Raw genomic sequence first — 20734 nt, forward strand, 5'->3', positions numbered from 1 at the left:
CAAACAGAAACCCTCAATATATTTTGAATCCATCGGATTTTAAACCTTCTCGCTTTAGAGAGCTAGATGGGTTGAGCGGTCTAGCGGTTTTGGCTGTTGTGGTTTCCCACTTCGGAGCGACTTATAATGATAGTTACCCTTCCGCCCCGGTGGCGCCCTACAGTTTTAGATGCGGAGAATTAGGTGTTCAGCTTTTCTTCATAATTAGCGGCTTTTTAATCTTACTGATGGCTATAGATGTAAGAAGTGCTCGTGTATTTATCACTTCACGTTTTTCACGACACTATCCCGCCTATTGGTTCAGTTTGTTGCTGGCAGGGGGGGGATTAATTGTACTAATAGGAATTGAGAGTCGTTCTTTCATTTTTACTCAGTGTATTTAAGGATTGCCACAGAAAGAAGGTGGATAGTGGAAATTAGCGTTGTTATTCCATGCAAGAACGGCATGCCACATATTCAGAATCAAATTAAGGCGCTGGCGCGTCAGCAAGTGAACTGCGACTGGGAAGTCATCGTATCCGATAACGGATCTAACGATGGTACAATAGATTACATCCAAAGCCAGCAGAGCTCTTACAAAGTGCCACTTGTACTGATAGATGCATCCGACCAGCCTGGTGCTTCCTATGCCCGTAATAAAGGAGTCCTCGCTGCTCGTGGTAAAATCATTGCCTTTTGTGACTCCGATGATGTTGTATCAGATAACTGGTTACAAGCAGCTCAAAACTCAATGCAACGTGTTGAAGTCGCAGGCGGTCCGCTCTATGCGCTTCACCCCTCGGGGTCGCATACAATGCCCTTGGGCCGAAGCTCTATCTTCAAAGGAATCCGAGGGGACTATTCCCTGCTAAGTTGCAACCTGATCATCCAAAAGGATACTTTTGTCAGGGTAGATGGCTTTGATTGGGGGCTGCCTCCTTATGGTGGCGAAGATACAGAAATCGCTCTCAGACTGAACAAAATAGGCGCTAGTTTTGAAGAAAATCCAGACCTAAAAATTTACTTCCGCGAGACAGTCGGTGTAAAAAGAAAAGTTAAAAAAGTCCTTGACGCAAATCTGGCAGAAGCACAAATATGGAAGCGACACCCCGAACGTTTCACTGCTTACACCCATAAATTTTGGCCACTAATAGCTATAAAAGACTCACTCCTCTCGATGTCTGATTTATTAAAAAGAAGAAACTTTAGTTTTGCGTTGCGTTACTTTCTCAAGTCATTTACTATTATTTACTTTGTAGTGAGTAAAATTGATATTAATAACCCTGCAAAATTCCTTTCGGATATGAAGTAGTGCCTTAATGAAAAAAATTATTTATGATGCGCGTTGGGTGGGTCAGTATGGAATTGCGCGATACGCCCACGAGACAACCTCTCGACTTAATGAACTTAACTTTAAAAGCCTGCATTCAAGGCAGAGCCCGTTATCACCTGTAGGCCTACTAGCTTGGCAGGCAAAAGTTTCTTGCAATCTACTTTTTGATCCCTCGAGTATTTACTACTCGCCATCTTTTACGCCGGTATATGGTTTTAATAATCGCCAGGTTATTACGGTGCACGACCTTATTCACTTGGATATTGCTGCTGAGAGGAGTTCTGTAAAGGAACAGTACTACGAGAATATTGTTAAGCCAGTTGTCATTAATTCGCCGGCTGTTATTACGGTTTCTGAGTACTCTAAAAAGAAGGTGGTGGAATGGTCAGGCGTAGCTGAGGAAAAAATTTTCGTTACAGGAAATGCTGCAAGTTCAGAGTTTACTACTGAGGGGTCAACACGGAATCTTCCGTATGAATATATTTTATATGTCGGGAATACAAAACCCCACAAAAATATTGATATGCTTTATCGTCTGCTGACTGATGTGTCACAAGAGCTGCACCTTGTTATCATTGGTCAACAAACGAATGAACTTGCGGAGCTTGCTCATCAGCTAGGCGTGAGTAACCGGGTGCATTCTCTGACGCAGCTGGCTGAAGCTGAGCTTGCTCAGTACTATCGGGGGGCACGTCTCTTCATCATGCCTTCGGTGTATGAAGGATTTGGCATCCCAGTGCTTGAAGCAATGGCTTGTGGCACTCCCGTCCTTACCTCTAATACAACCAGTTTGCCTGAAGTTGCTGGTGCAGCTGCTCTCTACTTTAATCCCTACAACTATGATGAACTGGTTGAAAAAACGCGCTATCTCCTTGGTAGCTCCTCTATACTTCACGATATGACTACGAAAGGTCTCCAACAAGCTAAACAGTTCTCGTGGGAGAAGAACGCTGAAATTATACGAGAGGTTTTAACTAGTCTCTAATGAATAGTCCTTTAAAATCCCGGCGGAATGGCTATTTTGATGCTATTTGAGGTATAGCCATTGTTTTCATTGTCATAGGACACGCATCGGCTGGATAGGTGTCTCTGGTCTAATATCTACTACCCAGTACCCTTTTTATCCGCTCTTAACAGTGCTCTATACCTAGTGCACCTACCTCTGCTAGCTCTGCTCATGGGAGCTGGCATACCCCTAGCCGTGAGTACCCATCACACTGGTCACTATCTTAGGGTGGGGTATTAACGGGACTTATATTGGGCAACAGGACAACACCCTCTATATCTTTCTGATTTTCGGCGCTATTATTGGCCCTTGGGCTTTGCAAAATGTTCCAGAAAGACTGTCAAACCGGAATATCCTACCTTCTCTAGTGATAACCCTGGTTGGTTTCTTTGTCTGCTACTGAACTGGCACCTCACAAAGCCCACCAGCGGTGACCCTACCCGCACAGTGAACAATATCGCTCTAGGTATCACCGGTAGCATCTTTGTTTCCGCCATGGTGTTAGCTGCTCTGGCTATTATCTATAAGAAAGGCATAGCCCTCAGCTGGGCAGAGTATCTCGGTCAAAAATCACTGCAAATTTACCTTGCCCACCTACTTTTTACCCCCAAGAACCGCGTGATTCTTGTTAAAATTGGTCTAGAGAACCCATTCCTCGTCCTCATTGCAGCAACAGTAGCCGGCGTAGTATTTTCATTAATCATGGACAAGATATGCTCAAAGATTGCTCCCTGGCTCTTTACCCCGCCTGCAATGAATAGAATTGCACCCAAAATTAAACCCCGTCATATTAAGGACGCCTAGATTATGTATAAAGCAGCGGTTATTATTCCCACTCGCGGGGGCGCCTCAAAACTGCACTACCCCCTGGATGCCCTCGAACAGCAAACCGAAAAAGACTTCCAGGTCATCGTGGTGATAGATGGAGACATCGACAATACAGAAGCTGTGGTGGAGACTTATCGGGAGCGTGGCATCCTCAATATTGAAGCAATCATTTTCCCTGAAAATCGCGGCAGGAGTAAAGCTCTCAACGCAGGTCACCGCGCCGCCGATGCCCACGTCCTAATCCGCTGTGACGATGACCTTGAACCTAAGGCAGATTTCATCGAACAACACGTGCGCTACCACAGCGGTGACGCTGAAGTAGGGGTAGTAGGTCTCGTCCATAATCTATACCCCGATACTCCCTATGCCCGTGCCTATGGTAACTACAGAGATAAGAAGTTCCGTGAAGACGCATATTCAACTCCTGCAGAGAAATACTGGCACTTCTGGAACGCTAATGCGTCCATGACAGCGAAAATGTTTGAAGAGATTGGTGGATACGACGAACGTTATCGTCTTTACGGGTGGGAAGACGTGGATATGGGGTATGAAATGCATCTGGCTGGAGCAGAAATTATCCTTGCTCCCGAGCTAGAAAGTAAACATCATATCGCAGCAACCACAACAGCCGGACGTGCAACCCGCGCATTACATTCAGGTGCTGCACGGGATATTTTTGTGAAGAAACATGGCGAAGACGTCTTGGGAAATCCTAACCCTGCTGGTCTCTGGGGACTGGCCACAAAACTACTTGCCAGCGTTTTAACAGAAGGACGAATTAGTCTAATAGGTAATACTGTCGACCGAGTTGCTGACCACCTACCTTGTGCTATCGCTGAGAAGCTTATCGCTCTTACCGTAGAAGCAGCAAGCTACGCTGGTATCACCTCACCTGAAAAAGCCAAAAAAGTTTTCTAGCCTCAAATAACGCTAGAAAACTAACAATACCTTAGAGACACAGGTCAAATGTCCCAGTCATCCTCCGAAATAAACCACAGTGCTGCCGCCCCCATCGCTATCGCGCATGATTACCTCACCCAGCGTGGGGGAGCTGAACGCGTCGTCCTTGCCATGCATAAGGCCTTCCCTGAGGCACCTATCTACACCACCCTCTACAACCCCGAAACTACCTACCCGGAGTTTAGAGACTGTACGATTATCACCTCACCGCTCAACAAAATACCCCTCTTCAGAAAAGACCACAGGTTAGCGCTTCCGCTGCTGCCTATCTTCTCAAGTCTGCTAAGAGTCAAAGCTGATAAAGCACTGGTATCCACAACTGGTTGGGCACACGGGTTCAGCCTGCCCCAGAAAAGCTTCATTTACTGTCATTCACCGGCACGCTGGGTCTACCTGACCGACCAATACCTTGGAGCAACCCCTAACCCAGTTATCAGCACCGTCTTTAAAATAATGCGCCCGATGCTACGTCTGTGGGACCAACGTGCAGCAGCTCGTCAAGAACAGTACGTTGCTAATTCAACCACCATTAAACAACGTATTTTCGATGTCTACGGGAAAGACGTTAATATTCTGTTCCCTCCCCACAGCGTCTCAGCTAGTACTTCTCAGGAACCCATTGAGGGGCTTGAAGATTTCATGAGCGACGGTTTCTTTATGATTGTTTCGCGCTTATTGCCCTATAAGAACGTACAGCACGCTATTGAAGCTTTTTCTGACCTTGACCAGAAACTTCTGGTTGTGGGGTCAGGGCCGATGAAAGATGAGCTGCAGGCTATGAGTACCCCTAACGTCCGTTTTGTCTCTAACATCTCTGATAGCCAGATGCGGTATGCCTATGCTCATTCTAAGGCTGTACTCGCTATCTCGCATGAGGATTTTGGGCTTACTCCTTTGGAAGCCGGCTCCTTTGGTAAACCTGTTATTGCTCTACGGGCTGGTGGCTTTCTTGACACCATCAGCGAGGGAGTCAATGGAACTTTCATTGATACCCCGAGCCCGGAGGCTATCCACGCTGCGGTGGCAACCTTCGATGAACATCAGTTTAATGCTCAATCAATTCAGAGCCATGTAGAAAAATTTAGCGAGGAACGCTTCATTGATGCTCTGCGTCGGGCGATGCAGTAACAGAATAGACTAATAAAAGACGGGGGTTCTGGTGCTGCTAAGTACCGGAGCCCCCGTTTTTGATTGGTTTTAGACTAGTCAGTTGCACCGGTTTTGGGCATTGGCTCAGCAACTTCGTCGAGGACGACGAGCCCCTGCTGTTGCATTGCTTCTAAGAAATCATTAATCCCGGGTGAGACTAACTCCTGCTCGACGCCGTAGATATCTGATACGTCGATCAAGAGTTCTTCGAGAGAGTAAGGCTTTTCTAGAAGCTCCCAGATGAGAACGCTAGAGCCTTCAAGTACCGATAGTTCAGAGGTCATCAGATTAGCTACATAGAAGATAGTCTGCGCTTCATCAGAGACCGAAGATTTAGTAGCCGTTGCTGAGACCGGGCTTCGGCGGAAAACAGAGGGCATCGGGTTATTTCTTCTTTCCAAAGGTGAACCGGCTAAAGAATTTACGCCGGACTTCCTGGCGGCTAGGTGTATGACCGAGTTCCATCGCCAGATGGTCACGGTTAACGGTGAAAATTTTGTATAGAACCCTTATTTTCGCTTTTATGCCGCGGGCTAGTTTAAGGCGTCCTCTCCACTGAATATAGTCCGGGGTCGTATCTGAAACAGACTTCCACAGAAGGTACTCAGGGTCACCCTTATAAGCTTCTAAATCTTTAAAAGCCGCAGCGAATGCGATACCCGCATCGAGTTCCTGAACCCGCTCTTTGATAGCTGACCAGTCTTCATCGGTAAGTTGAGACTGGATGAACTCAACATCCGGGTGCACCGCAGCCTCAGAACGTCCAGCATGAATGAGAACGATAATTTGGCTATCAAGAACACTGGGGAGGTCGCAAGGGTAGGATGCAATGTTTTTCTTTCGTCTGCTCTTCCACAGCTGCTCGAAAGCTACAGCTGAATCTTTACCGAGACCCGGAAAAAACCTATGGATATCAGCCAGACCCCATTGAGGGTGATAAATCGTCATCGCATGTTCAAAGATAGATCCCGTCTCAAAATGTGTTAAGATTTCCCAGCCTTGGGCAAGGAGCACCTCTACGAAACGGTCTACATGGGCAGGGCGGATGAGCACATCAATATCACTGCTCTGGCGATGAGCGCGATAGGTATCTGTGCCAAAAGCGTACCCCTTGACATGTAGAAGGTCAATAGCGTTGCTTTCAGCCTGATATTGGAAATAAGCGTGAGAAAGCATGAGCCGGAACCTGAGTGGAACATTATTTTCTTCTACCTGGGTACTATCCATGCTATCCTGCCGATTCTTGTGAGCGTATTTATCGTCTTGTTTTAACAGTTTATGCCAGTGCCCCTAGGGGCACTGGCATAAAAGGGTTATTAAGCTGTTATCACAGCTTATGACTTCTTAGAACGCTTGCTGCCACGACCGGCTTTCTTAGCTTTCTCATCGTCCTGACCGTAGTAGGAGGAGTAACCGCCGTTTGAGCTGTAGGCAAAGCCGTAGTAGGAGTTACCCAGACCAGTGCGAGGTGCACGGTTGATGACTACACCCAATAGATTGGCGCTTACCTTGCGTAGATTAGCAGCAGCTTCAGCGAGGTTTTCCTTGCGGGTTTTTCCTACGGTACCTACGAGAACAACACCGTCAACGGCAGTAGATAGCAGAGCAGCGTCAGTGACTGGAAGCACCGGGGGGACGTCTACGATAACAGTAAACTCGCCGGAAAGCTCTGAAATAAGTTGACGCATTTTGTCAGACCCAAGAAGCTCTGAGGGGTTTGGGGGGATTCGGCCGGCGGGCAGGATGAAGAGTTGGGTATCTTCGAACTGCCGCACAGCGTCGGCAAGCTCAACCTGACCTGCGAGTACCTGAGTCAGACCAATCTTAGAATCAATCTTAAACTTTTTAGCAATAGTGGGTCGGCGGAGGTCCGCGTCGATAATGATGACCGGCTCACCAGCATCCGCCAGTGCCCGCGCAATAGAAGTTGAAACTGTTGATTTGCCTTCACCAGGCTCAGCCGAAGTAACAATAAGCGACTTAGGCGGGTTATCAACGTTGACGAAACGTAGATTGGTACGTATCTGACGGATTGATTCTTGTGCAACGTGGTCGCTGTTAGCACGAAGGATATTTTCTTCGGTGAGTTCGTCAGAGACAGGAAGGACGCCAAGCACTCCAGCTTCTGTTGCTTTAGTAGCATCGTCACGGGTACGTAACTTAGTATCGACAGTGCGACGAAGCAAGATTGTTGCAAGTACGAGACCGAGACCAACACCAGCACCAATTAGAACTAGCTTCTGCACATCAGGGCTGATGGGAGTGTTGTTCAGGGTTGCATCTTCCAGCGGAATAACTCGTACGGAGCTTGAGCCCTCAAGATCATTGACTACCTTAGCTACGGCTTCTAGAGATGAGTTTGCGAGAGCTTGTGCTTGCTCAGGCGTCGAACCATGTGCGGAAACATTGATGAGTGCAGAATTAGCATCAACTGTGGCTGAGAGGTTACCCTGTACCTGCCCGCGGCTCATGTTGAGTTCTGGGTTTGCTGCGATAATTTCATCGGCTACTGCTGCCGAATTCACTAGAGCTAGATAAGCCGCGGCCTTCTCTTTGGCAGCAGCTGAGCCAGAGATAACGTCACCGATTCCTGCGCCGTCACCAACAGTTACATAGCCCGTAGAGCTAGAAGCATAGACGCGAGGCTGCATGAGGGAATAGCCAAAGCCCAAGAGTGCACCAACGACCAAGCCAATTATTAGTAGCTTGAGGTTGGCGCGGAGCATGCGTAAGAAGTCAAGGATAGTCATATAAGCCCTAAAAGGTTAAAAGTGAAAACCAGACTGTTCCTGAGACAACAGTCGGAATGATTCTACCAGCGGTAGAGAATGAAGAAGTCGTGTTGTCAACGCTTGTCTAAGCGCACTTGAAGTTGGTCCTACTTAAGTAGACCGAGCAGGTAGGCTCCGTAACCACTTTTGACAAGAGGCCGTGCTAGTTCTTCGAGATGGTTATCATCAATCCAGCCCATACGCCAGCCAATTTCTTCAGGAGAGCCGATCGAGAGCCCCTGACGAGCCTGTACCGTACGAATAAAGCTCGTGGCATCTGCCAACGAATCGAAAGTGCCAGTATCTAGCCATGCTGTTCCACGGGGAAGGACCTCGACCTGGAGTTTTCCCTGCTCGAGGTAGACACGGTTAAGATCAGTGATCTCAAGCTCGCCACGGGGGGAAGGTTTGATAGCCTTCGCATATTCGACTACATCGTTATCGTAAAAGTACAGGCCGGGAATCGCGTAATCGCTCTTGGGGCGTGCCGGTTTTTCCTCGATGGAGATAGCCTTAAAGCTTTGGTCGAACTCCACAACACCGTAGGCAGTAGGATCTGCAACTCGGTAACCAAAGACAGCAGCTCCGTCTAAGTTATTATATTTACGGAGCTGGTTGCCGAGGCCCGGGCCATAGAAAATATTGTCGCCCAAAACAAGAGCTGCTGAATCATCCCCGATGTGTTCTTCACCCAGGATAAAAGCCTGTGCGAGGCCGTCGGGGGAGGGCTGAACTTTGTAAGTAAAGTTAACGCCGAACTGAGAACCATCCCCCAGTAGTCGCTGAAACTGGTCCTGATCCTGCGGAGTGGTGATAATCAGAATATCCTGAATACCCGCGAGCATGAGGGTAGAGATGGGGTAGTAAATCATCGGTTTGTCGTAAACCGGAGTGAGCTGTTTGCTGATGCCGAGTGTGATGGGGTGGAGGCGTGAGCCAGTACCACCTGCGAGTAAAATTCCCTTCATACCCCCATTCTGGCATGAACACCACATTTTTAGGGGCTATCGGAAACCCAAAATAAGGTGATTTGCCACTACTGTTAAAGTTATGGGAAATATTCTTGTTACCGGCGGCGCCGGCTTCATTGGCTCTAACTTTGTTCACTACCTGATTGAAAACACCGATCATGATGTAGTTGTTCTAGATAAGATGACTTATGCGGCTAACGAAATGTCACTCGCAGGCCTGCCAGCAAACCGCTTTGAACTTGTTAAGGGCGATATTGCCGATATGGACCTGGTTGACCCCCTGGTAGCCCAGGCAGATGCAGTTGTCCACTACGCAGCTGAGTCTCATAACGATAACTCGCTTAACGACCCCAGCCCCTTTATTCATACCAACCTGATTGGCACCTTTACCCTGCTTGAAGCAGTCCGTAAACATAAGACCCGTTACCACCACATTTCTACCGATGAGGTCTTTGGGGATCTTGAGCTTGATGATCCCGCTAAGTTCACTGAAACCACCCCCTATAATCCCTCATCCCCCTATTCCTCAACTAAGGCAGGTTCTGATCTTCTGGTTCGGGCCTGGGTTCGCTCCTTCGGTATTGAGGCAACGATTTCTAACTGCTCCAATAACTACGGGCCTTACCAGCATATTGAAAAGTTTATTCCCCGCCAGATTACTAATATTCTGGCTGGCATTAAGCCCAAGCTCTATGGGGAGGGGCTGAATGTGCGCGACTGGATTCATGCCTCTGATCATTCCTCAGCCGTCCATACCATTCTTGAAAAGGGAAAGATTGGTGAAACCTACCTGATCGGGGCTGACGGCGAAGAAAACAACATCAGCGTTTTGCGCACTATCCTGCGCCTGATGGGCCAGGCTGAGGACGCCTTTGAGCATGTAGTTGACCGGCCCGGCCACGATTTGCGCTACGCCATTGACGGTAGCCGCCTGCGTAAGGAACTGGGCTGGGAGCCCCAGTTCACCAACTTTGAGGCGGGCCTGGCTGACACCATTGCCTGGTACAGCTCTAACCGGGCCTGGTGGGAGCCCCTCAAGGCTGAGGTTGAAGCAAAGTACGCTAAGGCTGGCCAGTAATGCCCAAAGATTTATCTGTTCGCAGTACCGACATTCCCGGCCTGCTGATTATTGATATTCCCCAGCACGGGGATAACCGGGGCTGGTTTAAGGAAAACTGGCAGCGGGAAAAAATGCTTGCTGCTGGCCTGCCAGACTTTGGCCCGGTACAGAACAACATTTCCTTCAACGCAAGTGCCGGTACTACCCGGGGTATCCACGCTGAGCCCTGGGACAAGTACGTTTCGGTAGCTACCGGCCGTATCTTCGGTGCCTGGGTTGATCTGCGGGCAGGGGAGTCCTTTGGCAAGACGGTCACTGTAGAACTTGGCCCTGATACCGCTGTTTTTGTTCCCCGCGGGGTAGGTAACTCCTTCCAGACCCTGGAAGATAACACCGCCTACACCTACCTGGTTAATGACCACTGGTCGGCAGATGCCCAGGGGGAGTACTCTTTCCTCAACCTTGCTGATGAGACCGTAGCAATTGACTGGCCGATTTCCCTGGAGCAGGCTGAGCTTTCTGATAAGGATAAAAATCACCCCCGCCTGGCTGAGGTGGAGCCCCTAGCACCTGCCCCCTTGCTGGTGGTCGGCGCAAATGGCCAGCTGGGCCGTGAACTGGTCAAGCAGCTTGAAGCATCCGGTACACCCTATATTGCTGCGACTCGTGCGGAACTAGACCTGGCTCGCCCAGAAAGCTGGGCTAGGGCCTACCGCTGGCGTTCCTTGCGGGGAATTATCAATGCGGCAGCCTATACGGCTGTTGATCAGGCTGAAACCCCTGAGGGCCGCGCCCAGGCCTGGGCGGCTAATGCTAGCGGGGTTGCTGCCCTAGCTAGGGTGGCTGATGAGGCTGGTATTCCCCTGGTGCATGTGTCTACTGACTATGTTTTTGATGGCTCACTGCCCCTAGATGAAGAGTACACAGAGGATGCCCCGCTTGCACCGCTGGGTGTTTATGGTCAGTCTAAGGCCGCCGGTGAAATGGCTGTTCGGGCCCTAGCCCGCCACTATATTGTGCGTACCTCCTGGGTCATGGGCGATGGTAAGAACTTTATTGAGGTGATGCGTTCCCTAGCTGAGCGGGGCGTGAATCCTTCTGTGGTCAATGACCAGTATGGCCGGCCCACCTTCACCCAGGATCTGGCTGGAGCTATTTTGCACCTGCTGGAAAAGAACTGTGACTTTGGTACCTATCATGTCTCGAACACCGGTGAGGTCGTGACCTGGGCTGATTTGGCTCAGGCAGTCTTTGAGGCAACAGGACATTCAGCTGATCGGGTCACTCCTGTATCTACTGAAGACTACTTTGCCCAGGCAGACTTTTTTGCTCCTCGTCCTAGCAACTCAGCTATGGACCTATCGAAGATTCTTGAGGCAGGTTTCGTTCCAAGAAATCACTCACTTGCCCTCGCTGAATATTTTCAGACAAGTTTATAGTACTAGGTATAAAGGTAGTTAAAAATGGTAGCAAAATCAGTGGCAAAAGCTGTGGTTATCTCACTGGCGGACTCACCGCGTTTGGAAGGCTTTCAAAAATCCAATTGGGGTATAGATTTTGAGGTTTTTGATGCGGTAGATACTCGACAGGGGTATGTTCCTGAAGATTTCAATGTTGATGAATACAAAAAAAGAGCTTTAAAGGACCCGCGCCCTGCTGAAATTGGTTGCGCAATTAGCCATTACAGGGTTATTAAGGAGTTTGCAGAGGAACCTGGTAATCTGGGGGATTTTCTGCTGGTTGCAGAAGATGATGCCCGTGCTGTTGATGGATTTTTGGGTAAGCTGAACTCAGTTTTATCAGCAAAGGGTAAAAAAGATATTGTTATTTTATCAGAGCCTATTTTTGGTTCTATTAAAAACCTGAAATATTATGCTATGTCTTTGACGGCTAAGATTCTGCCTGGCGGGTACAGGATGGGCCACTATGCAGATAGGCTAGCTGGAGCTGGTCTATATCTCATTTCACGTGAGTCCTGTGTTAAGTATGTCGCTCAAGTGAAAAAAGCTGGTGGTGTCAGCTGGCTGGCAGATGAATATAATGTGAGTCCCTCAGAGAGCTCAGTTGAACTACCCTTCCATGTTCTGGACTTGCAGGTTGTTCGCCCTGGTCTAGCTGACTGGGAAGGGGAAACAACAATTCATGATATTGAAGGCTACAATCAGTTTAAGCAACGTAAATTAGCTGAACACAGTACCTCTGTTTCGGGTGTTATGGGAATTCTGAAGAAGGCTAAATCTAAGGCTAATATGACAAACTTTCTTTTGCTGAAAGATCTATTGGTCGTTAGTGCAAAGGATGTGGTTGGCAAGGCCGCTGCAAAGAGGTCTCGATAGGCCTGAAGTGCAGGGGTAGGAATCAACGCTTTTAGTAAGTCTCAAATCGTCAATGAATTCTACCAGTCTGTTTATTGTTATGGTTGAGATGCGTATGGAATATATGATGTCTGTTGCTAGGCAGGATTAGATTGGCTGGCCTCCTTGATATTTAGGTGGACTTTCTGTAGGATGAGTCGGGCTGTTGCGATAACAGCTAGAAAGCCAAGGCAGTGGAATGCCGGTGGGAGACCCCGGTAGGTCCGAACCTGACGGTGGCTGGTTAGAAAGCGATTTCTGGCGCCAGTTCACTCGAATCTTGGCACATCAACCTCTAACCAGAAGAAAGGATGGCCCTCATGACTGAGACCATCAAGATTTCCGCAACCCTTCGCACCGACTTCGGTAAGGGCTACGCCCGCCGCATCCGCATGGCCGGCGACATCCCCGCCGTCATCTACGGTCACGGTGAAGAGCCCAAGCACGTTGTACTGCCCGGCCACGCCACCACCCTGGCTGCCCGCGTTCCCAACGCAATCCTAGACCTAGACATCGAAGGTGACTCCCACCTGGCCATGATCAAGGACATCCAGCGCCACCCCATCCGCCCCGAACTGCAGCACATCGACCTGCTGACCGTTAAGCGCGGCGAGCGCGTTGAAATCGAGGTTCCCGTACACGTTGAAGGCGAGCCCGCTGTTGGCGCCGTTGCAAACCAGGAAGAAACCGCTCTGCTCGTTGAAGCAGACGCTCTGAAGGCACCCGAAGCTCTCGTTGTCAACATCGAAGGCCGCGAAGCAGGCGCCCACGTTCACGCTTCCGACGTTGAACTGCCCGCCGGCGTAACCCTCGTAGCAGACGCAGAACTGCTGGTCGTTAACATCTCAGAGCCCGAGGAACTCGACGTACCCGAGACCGGTGAAGAGGGCGAAAACGCTCCCGAGGGCGCAGAAGCTGACGCTCAGGTAGACGAAGCTAAGTAAGCTCTATAGCTACCTCACCCTTATAGAAGGCCCGTACCGTAGTCAACGACGGTGCGGGCCTTCTTGACTCGCTACACTTTTTGTATGCTTACCGCATTCTTGCGCCCTAGGAAAGGCGAAAATATGTCAGATGCATGGCTAATCGTAGGTCTGGGTAACCCCGGCCCCGAGTATGCAGCAACCCGTCACAACATCGGGCAGATGGTGCTCGATAAGCTCGCAAACACTGTGGGTGGTAATTTCAAGAAGCACAGTAAGGCACGAGCCCAGGTGCTTGAAGGACGCCTCGGTGTGGGGGGTGCAAAAGTTGTGCTGGCTAAGCCCCTGACCTACATGAACGTATCGGGCGGTCCGGTATCTGCACTGGCCCGGTTCTACGGTATTGACCCTGAAAAGATCATTGTGGTGCACGATGAGCTTGATATTCCCTTTGATTCCATCAAGCTGAAAATCGGTGGGGGAGAGGGTGGCCATAACGGTTTGCGCGATATTAGCAAGGCTCTGGGGACTAAGAACTACTACCGGGTGCGTACAGGTATCGGTCGCCCTCCGGGGCAGATGCAGACTGCAGATTTTGTGCTGAAGCCTTTTACAACCGCGGAGAAGAAAGATTTACCCTTCCTCATCTCTAATGCAGCTGACGCCACAGAAATGCTGATTAAAGAGGGTCTGCTGGCTACTCAGCAGCGATATCACACACAATAGAAAGGAACGCGATGCATAAAATCTCTTCACCCTCTACACCTCTCACACTCAGAGCGGCAATCCTTCAGTCAAAAAATTCTCTTAATTTTATCCGGTTTTTATTAGCGGCATTGGTTATCTGGGGTCATGCTTATCCGTTGACAAGCGGTGGGAATTCTCGGGTGGAATTTATTTCTGCAATGGCTGTTAATTTATTCTTTTGTATATCTGGCTTCCTTATCTTGGCCAGCGCACAGCGATCTGGACCTTTATCTTATCTATGGAGAAGGTTTTTAAGAATATTCCCTGGTTATTGGGTATCTCTTTTCTTTGTTATTGTTGTGGCTGTTCCCATCTCTTATCTGCTGGGAACATCTCAATTCGCTTGGGATACAGAAAAGAGTTTAGGTTACTTTTGGGAGAATTTTAATCTCTATAATCTTCAATTTGCTATTGAGGGAACTCAAATCGGTCTCCCTTACCAGGCATGGAATGGTTCTACTTGGACCCTCTGGTATGAATTTGTAGCATATCTCTGTCTCATCCCGCTGGCTTATTTACCCTATGTTAGAAATTTTCAGAGAGTCACTATCACTGTTGCTTTTGTAGGAAGTCTTTTAATGTACCCTGTATTAGATGCTGCGGACGCAACCACCACTATGTATTGGAGTTTTGCCCGTCTGGTGCCAATGTTTCTTGCTGGTTCACTGCTTTATGTTTGGGGTGATTATATTAAAGTTAGAAAACCTTTAGTAGTTGTTGCAGTAGTTTTGACAATTATTCTTCATTATTTTGATAATGTATATCTTATGAACACCCTGCACTTAATTTTTGCCTATGGTGTGCTGGGGCTAGCCGCAATTCTTAAGATTTACTGGGGGTATAAAAATGACCTGTCCTATGGTGTATATATCTATGCCTTCCCTGTTCAGCAACTTTTGGTCGCATCAGGAACAGCTAGCCTAGGTATCGCGCTTAATACTTTTCTCACATTGGTTGTTACGATGGGGCTTGCTTATCTATCGTGGAACTTTGTCGAAAAGCCCTGTATGGGCCTAAAAAGACTGGTGCCAACTAATCGGTAATTTGTATCTTTGCAGAGGATAGTGGTAGCTGTGCTTGCTATTGGTAGTCAGACCTAACTACCAATTCCGCCCGGCAGGGAATAGGCTAGAAAAACATGCCGTTATACCAGGCGTACCCAACGGAAAGGCAAAGACAGTGGCCAGCAGCTACCGCACTCCCGCCGGAGCAGAGCTCACCAACGAACTCGTCACCGACCTGCGCAAGGACTACCCCATCCTCAGCCGTGAGGTCAACGGCCACCCCCTGGCCTACCTCGACACCGGAGCCACCAGCCAAAACCCCCTACAGGTCCTCGACGCCGAACGTAATTACTACCTCGGTGCGAACTCAGCTGTCCACCGCGGCGCCCACACCCTCGCCGTTGACGCCACCGACGCCTTCGAGGACGCCCGCCGCACCGTCGCCTCCTTCATCGGCGCCGCCGAAAACGAGCTGGTCTGGACCTCCAACGCCACCGAATCCCTCAACCTGCTTACCTACTCCTTCGGCAACGCGTCCGCTGGAATCGGTGGGGACGCCGCCGCCCGCTTTGCGCTGGGAGAGAGCGACGAAATTGTCACCACCGAGCAGGAACACCACGCCAACGTCATTCCCTGGCAGATCCTGGCAGCCCGCACCGGCGCCACCCTGCGCTACATCCCCGTCACCGATGAGGGCCTCATCGACTACGAAGCTGCCGAGTCCATCGTCACCGACCGCACCCGCGTCCTCGCCTTTACCCACGTCTCAAACGTGGCAGGCTCTATCACCGACGTCGACTTCATGGTCTCACTCGCCAAGAAGGTCGGGGCCATCACCGTACTGGACGCCTGCCAGTCGGTACCCCACATGCCCGTTGACGTTAAAAAACTCGGCGTGGACTTCGCAGCTTTCTCTGCCCACAAGATGCTCGCTCCCACCGGTATCGGAGCCCTCTACGGCCGCAACGAGCTGCTTGAAGCAATGCCCCCCTTCCTCACCGGCGGCTCCATGATCACCAAGGTCACCATGACCGAAGCCGAATGGATGCCAGCCCCCATCAAATTCGAGGCAGGAACCCAGCGCGTCTCCCAGGCCGTAGCCTGGGCCGAAGCCGTACGCTACCTCCAGCACCTTGGCATGGAGCAGGTGCATGCCTGGGAGTCCAAGCTCGGCCAGCTCCTTGCCGACGGCGTGAGCTCAATCCCCGGCGTCCGCCTCATCGGCCCGGCAGCAGGCCAGCCCCGAGCCGGACTCACCTCGGTACATGTCGAAGGCGTGCACCCCCACGACGTCGGCCAGCTCCTCGACGAAAAGGGTATCGCCGTGCGCGTAGGCCACCACTGCGCCCAGCCTCTGCACCGGGCACTTGGGCTCACCGCCTCAACCCGCGCCAGCGCCTACATCTACAACACCACCGATGACGTAGAACGCTTCATCGAAGAACTCGCTAAGGTGCGCCGCTACTTCGGCTACACCGACTAAAGATAAGCGCAACTAGCCCCCCACCGTGAAAGAAGGACACCGACTATGAGCGGCCTTGAACAGCTCTACCAGCAAATCATTCTGGAACACTCCAAACAGCGCTCCGGCGAAGGTCTCATCGACCCCGCCGACGGAACCCGCGCCGCAACCAACCACCAGTACAACCCCACCTGCGGCGACGAAATCAACCTGCGCGTCATCCTCAATGACGACGGGAACACCATCGACTCCATCTCCTGGGTAGGCGACGGTTGCTCTATCTCCATGGCCGCAGCCTCCGTACTCTCAGAAATGGCCCCCGGCATGAGCACCCAAGAATTTCAGCAGCTCGTCGACGACTTCCGCGAAATGCTCCGCTCCCGCGGCCAAATCGAGCCCGATGAAGAAGTCCTCGGCGATGCCGCCGCCTTCGCAGGCGTCTCCAAGTTCGTAGCCCGCGTGAAATGCGCCATGCTCTCCTGGGTAGCGGCCGAAGAAGCCACCAAAGAAGCAGCCGTCTAACCCGGCATAAAATCCCAGCTCAGCGCACAGAACCCACCCCAAGCGTCCGCCCCGCAAGGGCGCTACAGGGTGGGTTTCTTGTTACCCTAACCACGCTCTGACCTGGGCTGTCCCCCAAAGTGCCCCCGGCAGCGTCCTTACCCTGCCCCGCACCTTAACGTAGGGTTAAGGGAGAAACACACTCGTACTACCGCGTGCTCGCACCGCGCTCATACGCACACCTGGGGGACCCATGAATATCGGCTATGCTGCCGGCGCCTTCGACCTCTTTCACGTAGGCCACCTCAATATCCTGCGCCAAGCTAAGAAAAGCTGCGACTACCTCATCGCCGGAGTGGTCTCCGACGAAATGCTAGAACTCACCAAGGGCCGTAAGCCCATCGTGCCCCTAGCCGAACGCATGGAAATCGTCTCCCACATCGATTTCGTAGACGAAGTGCGCGCCGAAACCGTGGTCGACAAGCTCGAAACCTGGGAGCAGGTGCGCTTCAATACCTTCTTCAAGGGCGACGACTGGAAGGGCACCCAGCGCGGCATCGACCTGGAAAACCGCTTCGCTGAGGTCGGCGTGCAGGTAGTCTACTTCCCCTACACCGCCCATACCTCCAGCACCAAGCTGCGGGCAGCACTTGAAGCGCTCAACACCCCTGTCGCCGCTGCTGCGTAACTGCTTCCTGCCCTAGAGCAAAGCCCAGACATAATGAAGGACGCCCCGCCCTCCTTCCCCCTCAGAGGGGAGTGGAGAGCGGGGCGTCCTCGGTATCTAAAAGCTCTTAGTAGTTAGCCTTGATGTACTCTTCAGCGCTGGTGCCCAGGGCTGAGAAAACGCGGCCAATCTGGGGCTCAGCGGCAGCAGCAATCTTCTTGCCTACCAGGGGAATGGAGCACTTGACCTCACCGTCAACCTTAACTTCGGTGGTCTCACCTGCGGGGGTCAGGGTCTGGGTTGCGTTACCGGTAACGGGGATACCCTTGACAGTGACCTCAGAAACTACGGTGCGGGAGCCGTCTGCTGCGGGAGCTGAGACGCGGTCAACCTGAGAAACGGTCACACCGTTGGATACACCGGGGAGCTTCTTTGCCATATCGGGGATGCGGTCTGCGGGGATAGCGCGCACGGTGGTGGCGGTGAAGGCGCCGGCGGGGTCGCCATCAACTGAGAAGGACTCGAAGGAAATACGGACCTTTTCGCTAGCGAAGCGAGCAAAGTTCTCATCGGCAAAGGCACGGATGACGTTGTCGATAGAAGCGTTGATAGTGGTTGAACTCTGAACAGCCATGGGCTCTCTCTTTCAGGGCGGTGATAAAGCGGTCGAGCCCTATTCTACGGGGTTAGCTTCAGGGCTTGGAAGCTAGGGGCAGCTTTGCTTACTGAGAGCGGAATCCCGCAAGAATCTGGGCTGTGCGGCGGATAAAACCGCTGTTATAGGCTGTGCCCAGTGCTTCTAGCTCCGCTGAAAGATTATCTGCCGCCTGGTCGCTACCGGGCACGCGGTAGGTTCCCCGGAGCGAACCGGGGTCGGCAAAGGCCGCATCAAGCTTGTTCCTCAGATCTTCGGGGCTGGTAACAACGATAGCTTCACCGTGGGTTTCCATGACCCGGGAGAACTCGACCTGGTGGTTATCAACGACCTCATCACGTTCTGCTACCCGGGGCACGGCCAGGGGAATAGCCCCGACCTCACGGGCATCGAGAATCGACCCCGGGCCACCCTGAACCAGCACTACCTTGGCAGCCCGGTAAAGATCAAGCAGGTCGGCGCGGGGCATACGTTCGACGGCGTCCGCATGCTGGGGAGGCGCGGTGAAACCGTGCTGCACCAGTGCCGTGACCTCCGGATGATCTGCCAGGTAGGAATCAACCCACTGAACCAGCCGGTCAAAGTGGTGATGGTCGGTGCCCAGAGACACCACCAGATCGTAAGCCTTAGCCTGGGCGGCGTCGGGGTGCGGGTTTTCTGTCACGGCAGCCTCCTAGAGAATATGGCCGATATTGACGGCTTCGGGGAAGGTTTTCTTCTGCTCATCCCACTGCACCACAAAGAGGTCGCTCATGGGGTAGCACATGCGGCCGGTGAGGGTGGGCATGGTGATACGGTCGTAGGCCTCGATGAAAACGGTCTTGATGCCCAGCAGCTTAGCAATAATAAAGAAGGGCACAGCGACCGCGGCTCCGGTGGAGACCACCGCATCGGGACGTTCCTTGCGCAGGACCCGCCAGGCTACCCCGATATTGCGAATAGCGTTAGGAATATTGCGGGTGGTAGGGAAGTGCACCCAGTAGGTGCGCTCGCCCTCTAGAGCTGCTTTGACTTCGGGCAGCTCGAAGGTAGCCCAGGCACGGTCGTGTTCTTTCCAGAATTTATCGAGGGCAATGAGCTGGGCCAGGTGGCCGCCAGCGCTTGCAGTGAGGAGTACTTTCATGGCTGTTTATTTCTGGGTGGGAGTGTCAAAGTAGACGGGAATGACCTGGGTGGAACTGCCCGGGGTGAGCTCGTCGAAGAGTCGCTGGGCGCTCTTGACGGTGCTCTTAGAGGTGAAGGGCAGAAGCAGCACGCGGGTATGGTCAGCAGCCAGCAGGACCTTAGACGTAGAGGCAGAAGCGGGAGCATCGATAATTACCGGCGAGTTCTGCTTGATGTAATCTTTGAGGTTCTCAAGGCCCAGGGCGTTGAAGGTGGCGGCGTCAGCAATGGTGTAGTTGCTATCGGTAAGGACGCCGGTGAGCAGGGAGGTCAGTGACGCCGCTGCGCGCGGGGTGGGGGAGAATACGGTAATACCGCGCAGGTCGGCGTTCTTGAGGCGTCCGTCGGCCACACCGATTCGACGCAGCAGCTGGGAAGCTGATTCGTTTTCGGCACCGCGGGCAATGATGGAGACGGGGGCGCTTGAGATTTCTGAGAGACGTTCTGAGTAGCCCAGGGTGCGGTTCGTGCGGTCTACAACGTAGGCTGCGAAGATGCCGATGAGCAGACCCATGGCGCCACCGATGAAGATGGTCTGAGCCAGGCTAAAGTTTGAGGGGGCGTCGGGCACCTGGGCCTCTGAAATGATGGTACCGCTGTCGGTGGAGGTTGCTTCCAGGGTCAGAATTGCCTGGTCAACAAGACCTTTATCCATACCACCGGAGACAGCGTCGATGTTATCCCGAGTCTCTTCGCGGCTAGCACGCAGGGTGTCTGAGCGGTGGGCGAGGTAGGCTCGAGCAACGGTGTTCGCGATATCTGCGGATTTCTGTGCATCATCGGTGTTGACGATGATATCGAGAATGGTGCTATTCGAATGACCGGCAGCGGTAACCTGATCTTTGAGATCGGCTACGTCCATACCCAGCTCATCTGCTGCCGCCTGAAGAACCACACGGGACGAAGCAATAGCTTCCTCGGTATCCATATCGATGGAGTTGAGGGCTGAACGTAACCCGGTTGCGCCTGCACTGGGCTGGGTGACGTTGATGACGGCCTTGGACTCGTAGGAGTTAGGCAGCGCTAGACCTGCTACTGCGCCCAAGACCGCGAAGATGAGGGCGCTGATGAGCACAACAATTTTGTGGCGTAGAATGCGGCGGACGGCGGCCCCCAGCGAAATGGGGGTAGCCTGCTGGTCGTTGGCTCTGGCTCGTGATGAGCGTTCCATGTGTGTTCCTTCCCTAGGAGTGTATGGGC

The 20734-nt window shown here is 51.8% G+C and carries 23 protein-coding genes; 15 read left to right on the forward strand and 8 right to left on the reverse strand.

What is annotated here, in order from left to right; translation table 11 throughout:
- Positions 1 to 71 precede the first annotated feature (71 nt).
- The 6 genes from ACED88_RS00120 to ACED88_RS00145 all read left to right on the forward strand — a co-directional run bounded on the left by ACED88_RS00120 (position 72) and on the right by ACED88_RS00145 (position 5234).
- The gene (locus ACED88_RS00120) at positions 72 to 383 is read left to right on the forward strand and encodes an acyltransferase family protein (protein ID WP_449108375.1); all 312 of its coding nucleotides are present in this window, start codon (positions 72 to 74) and stop codon (positions 381 to 383) included.
- Between the two features lie 26 nt (positions 384 to 409).
- Positions 410 to 1291 carry a glycosyltransferase family 2 protein gene (locus ACED88_RS00125; protein ID WP_449108376.1) on the forward strand — a complete coding sequence of 294 codons (882 nt, stop codon included), beginning with the start codon at positions 410 to 412 and terminating at the stop codon, positions 1289 to 1291.
- A 7-nt stretch (positions 1292 to 1298) separates the two neighbouring features.
- Positions 1299 to 2297 carry a glycosyltransferase family 4 protein gene (locus ACED88_RS00130; protein ID WP_449108377.1) on the forward strand — a complete coding sequence of 333 codons (999 nt, stop codon included), beginning with the start codon at positions 1299 to 1301 and terminating at the stop codon, positions 2295 to 2297.
- Positions 2298 to 2765: 468 nt separating this feature from the next.
- Complete coding sequence (locus ACED88_RS00135) at positions 2766 to 3122, forward strand: hypothetical protein (RefSeq protein ID WP_449108378.1); 357 nt, start codon at positions 2766 to 2768, stop codon at positions 3120 to 3122.
- Positions 3123 to 3125: 3 nt separating this feature from the next.
- Positions 3126 to 4064: a glycosyltransferase family 2 protein gene (locus ACED88_RS00140; protein WP_449108280.1), complete on the forward strand. Its 939-nt coding sequence runs from the start codon at positions 3126 to 3128 to the stop codon at positions 4062 to 4064.
- Between the two features lie 48 nt (positions 4065 to 4112).
- Positions 4113 to 5234, forward strand: coding sequence for a glycosyltransferase (locus tag ACED88_RS00145; RefSeq protein WP_449108379.1), 1122 nt, complete (start codon positions 4113 to 4115; stop codon positions 5232 to 5234).
- 74 nt (positions 5235 to 5308) lie between these two features.
- Here the strand turns inward: ACED88_RS00145 and ACED88_RS00150 are convergent, their stop codons facing one another.
- The 4 genes from ACED88_RS00150 to rfbA form a co-directional block, all read right to left on the reverse strand.
- Positions 5309 to 5635, reverse strand: a complete 327-nt coding sequence (locus ACED88_RS00150) for a PqqD family protein (RefSeq protein WP_449108380.1) — start codon at positions 5633 to 5635, stop codon at positions 5309 to 5311.
- 4 nt (positions 5636 to 5639) lie between these two features.
- Positions 5640 to 6482 carry a nucleotidyltransferase family protein gene (locus ACED88_RS00155; RefSeq protein ID WP_449108283.1) on the reverse strand — a complete coding sequence of 281 codons (843 nt, stop codon included), beginning with the start codon at positions 6480 to 6482 and terminating at the stop codon, positions 5640 to 5642.
- A gap of 107 nt (positions 6483 to 6589) precedes the next feature.
- Positions 6590 to 7945, reverse strand: coding sequence for a polysaccharide biosynthesis tyrosine autokinase (locus ACED88_RS00160; RefSeq protein WP_449108381.1), 1356 nt, complete (start codon positions 7943 to 7945; stop codon positions 6590 to 6592).
- A gap of 188 nt (positions 7946 to 8133) precedes the next feature.
- Complete coding sequence (gene rfbA / locus ACED88_RS00165) at positions 8134 to 8994, reverse strand: glucose-1-phosphate thymidylyltransferase RfbA (RefSeq protein WP_449108382.1); 861 nt, start codon at positions 8992 to 8994, stop codon at positions 8134 to 8136.
- Between the two features lie 82 nt (positions 8995 to 9076).
- Here rfbA and rfbB point away from each other — a divergent pair, with 82 nt between their 5' ends.
- From rfbB to ACED88_RS00210, 9 genes are all read left to right on the forward strand, one after another.
- Positions 9077 to 10075 carry a dTDP-glucose 4,6-dehydratase gene (gene rfbB, locus ACED88_RS00170; protein ID WP_449108383.1) on the forward strand — a complete coding sequence of 333 codons (999 nt, stop codon included), beginning with the start codon at positions 9077 to 9079 and terminating at the stop codon, positions 10073 to 10075.
- The gene (gene rfbD, locus ACED88_RS00175) at positions 10075 to 11496 is read left to right on the forward strand and encodes a dTDP-4-dehydrorhamnose reductase (RefSeq protein ID WP_449108384.1); all 1422 of its coding nucleotides are present in this window, start codon (positions 10075 to 10077) and stop codon (positions 11494 to 11496) included. The genes rfbB and rfbD overlap by 1 nt, the downstream gene beginning before the upstream one ends.
- 24 nt (positions 11497 to 11520) lie before the next feature.
- Positions 11521 to 12393 carry a glycosyltransferase family 25 protein gene (locus ACED88_RS00180; protein WP_449108385.1) on the forward strand — a complete coding sequence of 291 codons (873 nt, stop codon included), beginning with the start codon at positions 11521 to 11523 and terminating at the stop codon, positions 12391 to 12393.
- 338 nt (positions 12394 to 12731) lie between these two features.
- Entirely contained in the window at positions 12732 to 13355 is a 624-nt protein-coding gene (locus ACED88_RS00185; protein WP_449108386.1) for a 50S ribosomal protein L25/general stress protein Ctc, read from the forward strand.
- A gap of 123 nt (positions 13356 to 13478) precedes the next feature.
- Entirely contained in the window at positions 13479 to 14060 is a 582-nt protein-coding gene (gene pth / locus ACED88_RS00190) for an aminoacyl-tRNA hydrolase (protein WP_449108387.1), read from the forward strand.
- Between the two features lie 11 nt (positions 14061 to 14071).
- Complete coding sequence (locus tag ACED88_RS00195) at positions 14072 to 15124, forward strand: acyltransferase family protein (protein WP_449108388.1); 1053 nt, start codon at positions 14072 to 14074, stop codon at positions 15122 to 15124.
- A 136-nt stretch (positions 15125 to 15260) separates the two neighbouring features.
- The gene (locus ACED88_RS00200) at positions 15261 to 16568 is read left to right on the forward strand and encodes a SufS family cysteine desulfurase (RefSeq protein ID WP_449108389.1); all 1308 of its coding nucleotides are present in this window, start codon (positions 15261 to 15263) and stop codon (positions 16566 to 16568) included.
- A 45-nt stretch (positions 16569 to 16613) separates the two neighbouring features.
- Positions 16614 to 17069: a Fe-S cluster assembly sulfur transfer protein SufU gene (sufU, locus tag ACED88_RS00205; protein ID WP_449108390.1), complete on the forward strand. Its 456-nt coding sequence runs from the start codon at positions 16614 to 16616 to the stop codon at positions 17067 to 17069.
- A 232-nt stretch (positions 17070 to 17301) separates the two neighbouring features.
- Positions 17302 to 17736 carry an adenylyltransferase/cytidyltransferase family protein gene (locus ACED88_RS00210; protein ID WP_449108391.1) on the forward strand — a complete coding sequence of 145 codons (435 nt, stop codon included), beginning with the start codon at positions 17302 to 17304 and terminating at the stop codon, positions 17734 to 17736.
- A gap of 106 nt (positions 17737 to 17842) precedes the next feature.
- On the opposite strand, the gene ACED88_RS00215 is transcribed toward ACED88_RS00210, so the two are convergent.
- From ACED88_RS00215 to ACED88_RS00230, 4 genes are all read right to left on the reverse strand, one after another.
- Positions 17843 to 18349 (reverse strand): DUF2505 domain-containing protein, encoded by a 507-nt coding sequence (locus ACED88_RS00215; RefSeq protein ID WP_135010995.1) that lies wholly within the window; start codon positions 18347 to 18349, stop codon positions 17843 to 17845.
- 88 nt (positions 18350 to 18437) lie between these two features.
- Complete coding sequence (locus ACED88_RS00220) at positions 18438 to 19034, reverse strand: glycosyltransferase (protein ID WP_449108392.1); 597 nt, start codon at positions 19032 to 19034, stop codon at positions 18438 to 18440.
- 9 nt (positions 19035 to 19043) lie between these two features.
- On the reverse strand, positions 19044 to 19493 hold the full coding sequence (gene pssD, locus ACED88_RS00225) for a PssD/Cps14F family polysaccharide biosynthesis glycosyltransferase (RefSeq protein ID WP_237187093.1): 450 nt from the start codon (positions 19491 to 19493) through the stop codon (positions 19044 to 19046).
- A 6-nt stretch (positions 19494 to 19499) separates the two neighbouring features.
- The gene (locus ACED88_RS00230; RefSeq protein WP_449108393.1) at positions 19500 to 20705 is read right to left on the reverse strand and encodes a YveK family protein; all 1206 of its coding nucleotides are present in this window, start codon (positions 20703 to 20705) and stop codon (positions 19500 to 19502) included.
- Positions 20706 to 20734 lie beyond the last annotated feature (29 nt).

The organism is Rothia sp. 11273D007AR, assembly GCF_053547255.1.

Coding starts and splice junctions, on each gene's coding strand:
- sufU (WP_449108390.1), top strand. CDS start 16,614: ATGAGCGGCCTTGAACAGCTCTACCAGCAAATCATTCTGGAACACTCC.
- rfbD (WP_449108384.1), top strand. CDS start 10,075: ATGCCCAAAGATTTATCTGTTCGCAGTACCGACATTCCCGGCCTGCTG.
- rfbB (WP_449108383.1), top strand. CDS start 9,077: ATGGGAAATATTCTTGTTACCGGCGGCGCCGGCTTCATTGGCTCTAAC.
- ACED88_RS00210 (WP_449108391.1), top strand. CDS start 17,302: ATGAATATCGGCTATGCTGCCGGCGCCTTCGACCTCTTTCACGTAGGC.
- pth (WP_449108387.1), top strand. CDS start 13,479: ATGTCAGATGCATGGCTAATCGTAGGTCTGGGTAACCCCGGCCCCGAG.
- ACED88_RS00155 (WP_449108283.1), bottom strand. CDS start 6,482: ATGGATAGTACCCAGGTAGAAGAAAATAATGTTCCACTCAGGTTCCGG.
- ACED88_RS00215 (WP_135010995.1), bottom strand. CDS start 18,349: ATGGCTGTTCAGAGTTCAACCACTATCAACGCTTCTATCGACAACGTC.
- ACED88_RS00195 (WP_449108388.1), top strand. CDS start 14,072: ATGCATAAAATCTCTTCACCCTCTACACCTCTCACACTCAGAGCGGCA.
- ACED88_RS00140 (WP_449108280.1), top strand. CDS start 3,126: ATGTATAAAGCAGCGGTTATTATTCCCACTCGCGGGGGCGCCTCAAAA.
- rfbA (WP_449108382.1), bottom strand. CDS start 8,994: ATGAAGGGAATTTTACTCGCAGGTGGTACTGGCTCACGCCTCCACCCC.
- ACED88_RS00130 (WP_449108377.1), top strand. CDS start 1,299: ATGAAAAAAATTATTTATGATGCGCGTTGGGTGGGTCAGTATGGAATT.
- pssD (WP_237187093.1), bottom strand. CDS start 19,493: ATGAAAGTACTCCTCACTGCAAGCGCTGGCGGCCACCTGGCCCAGCTC.
- ACED88_RS00180 (WP_449108385.1), top strand. CDS start 11,521: ATGGTAGCAAAATCAGTGGCAAAAGCTGTGGTTATCTCACTGGCGGAC.
- ACED88_RS00145 (WP_449108379.1), top strand. CDS start 4,113: ATGTCCCAGTCATCCTCCGAAATAAACCACAGTGCTGCCGCCCCCATC.
- ACED88_RS00185 (WP_449108386.1), top strand. CDS start 12,732: ATGACTGAGACCATCAAGATTTCCGCAACCCTTCGCACCGACTTCGGT.
- ACED88_RS00150 (WP_449108380.1), bottom strand. CDS start 5,635: ATGCCCTCTGTTTTCCGCCGAAGCCCGGTCTCAGCAACGGCTACTAAA.
- ACED88_RS00230 (WP_449108393.1), bottom strand. CDS start 20,705: ATGGAACGCTCATCACGAGCCAGAGCCAACGACCAGCAGGCTACCCCC.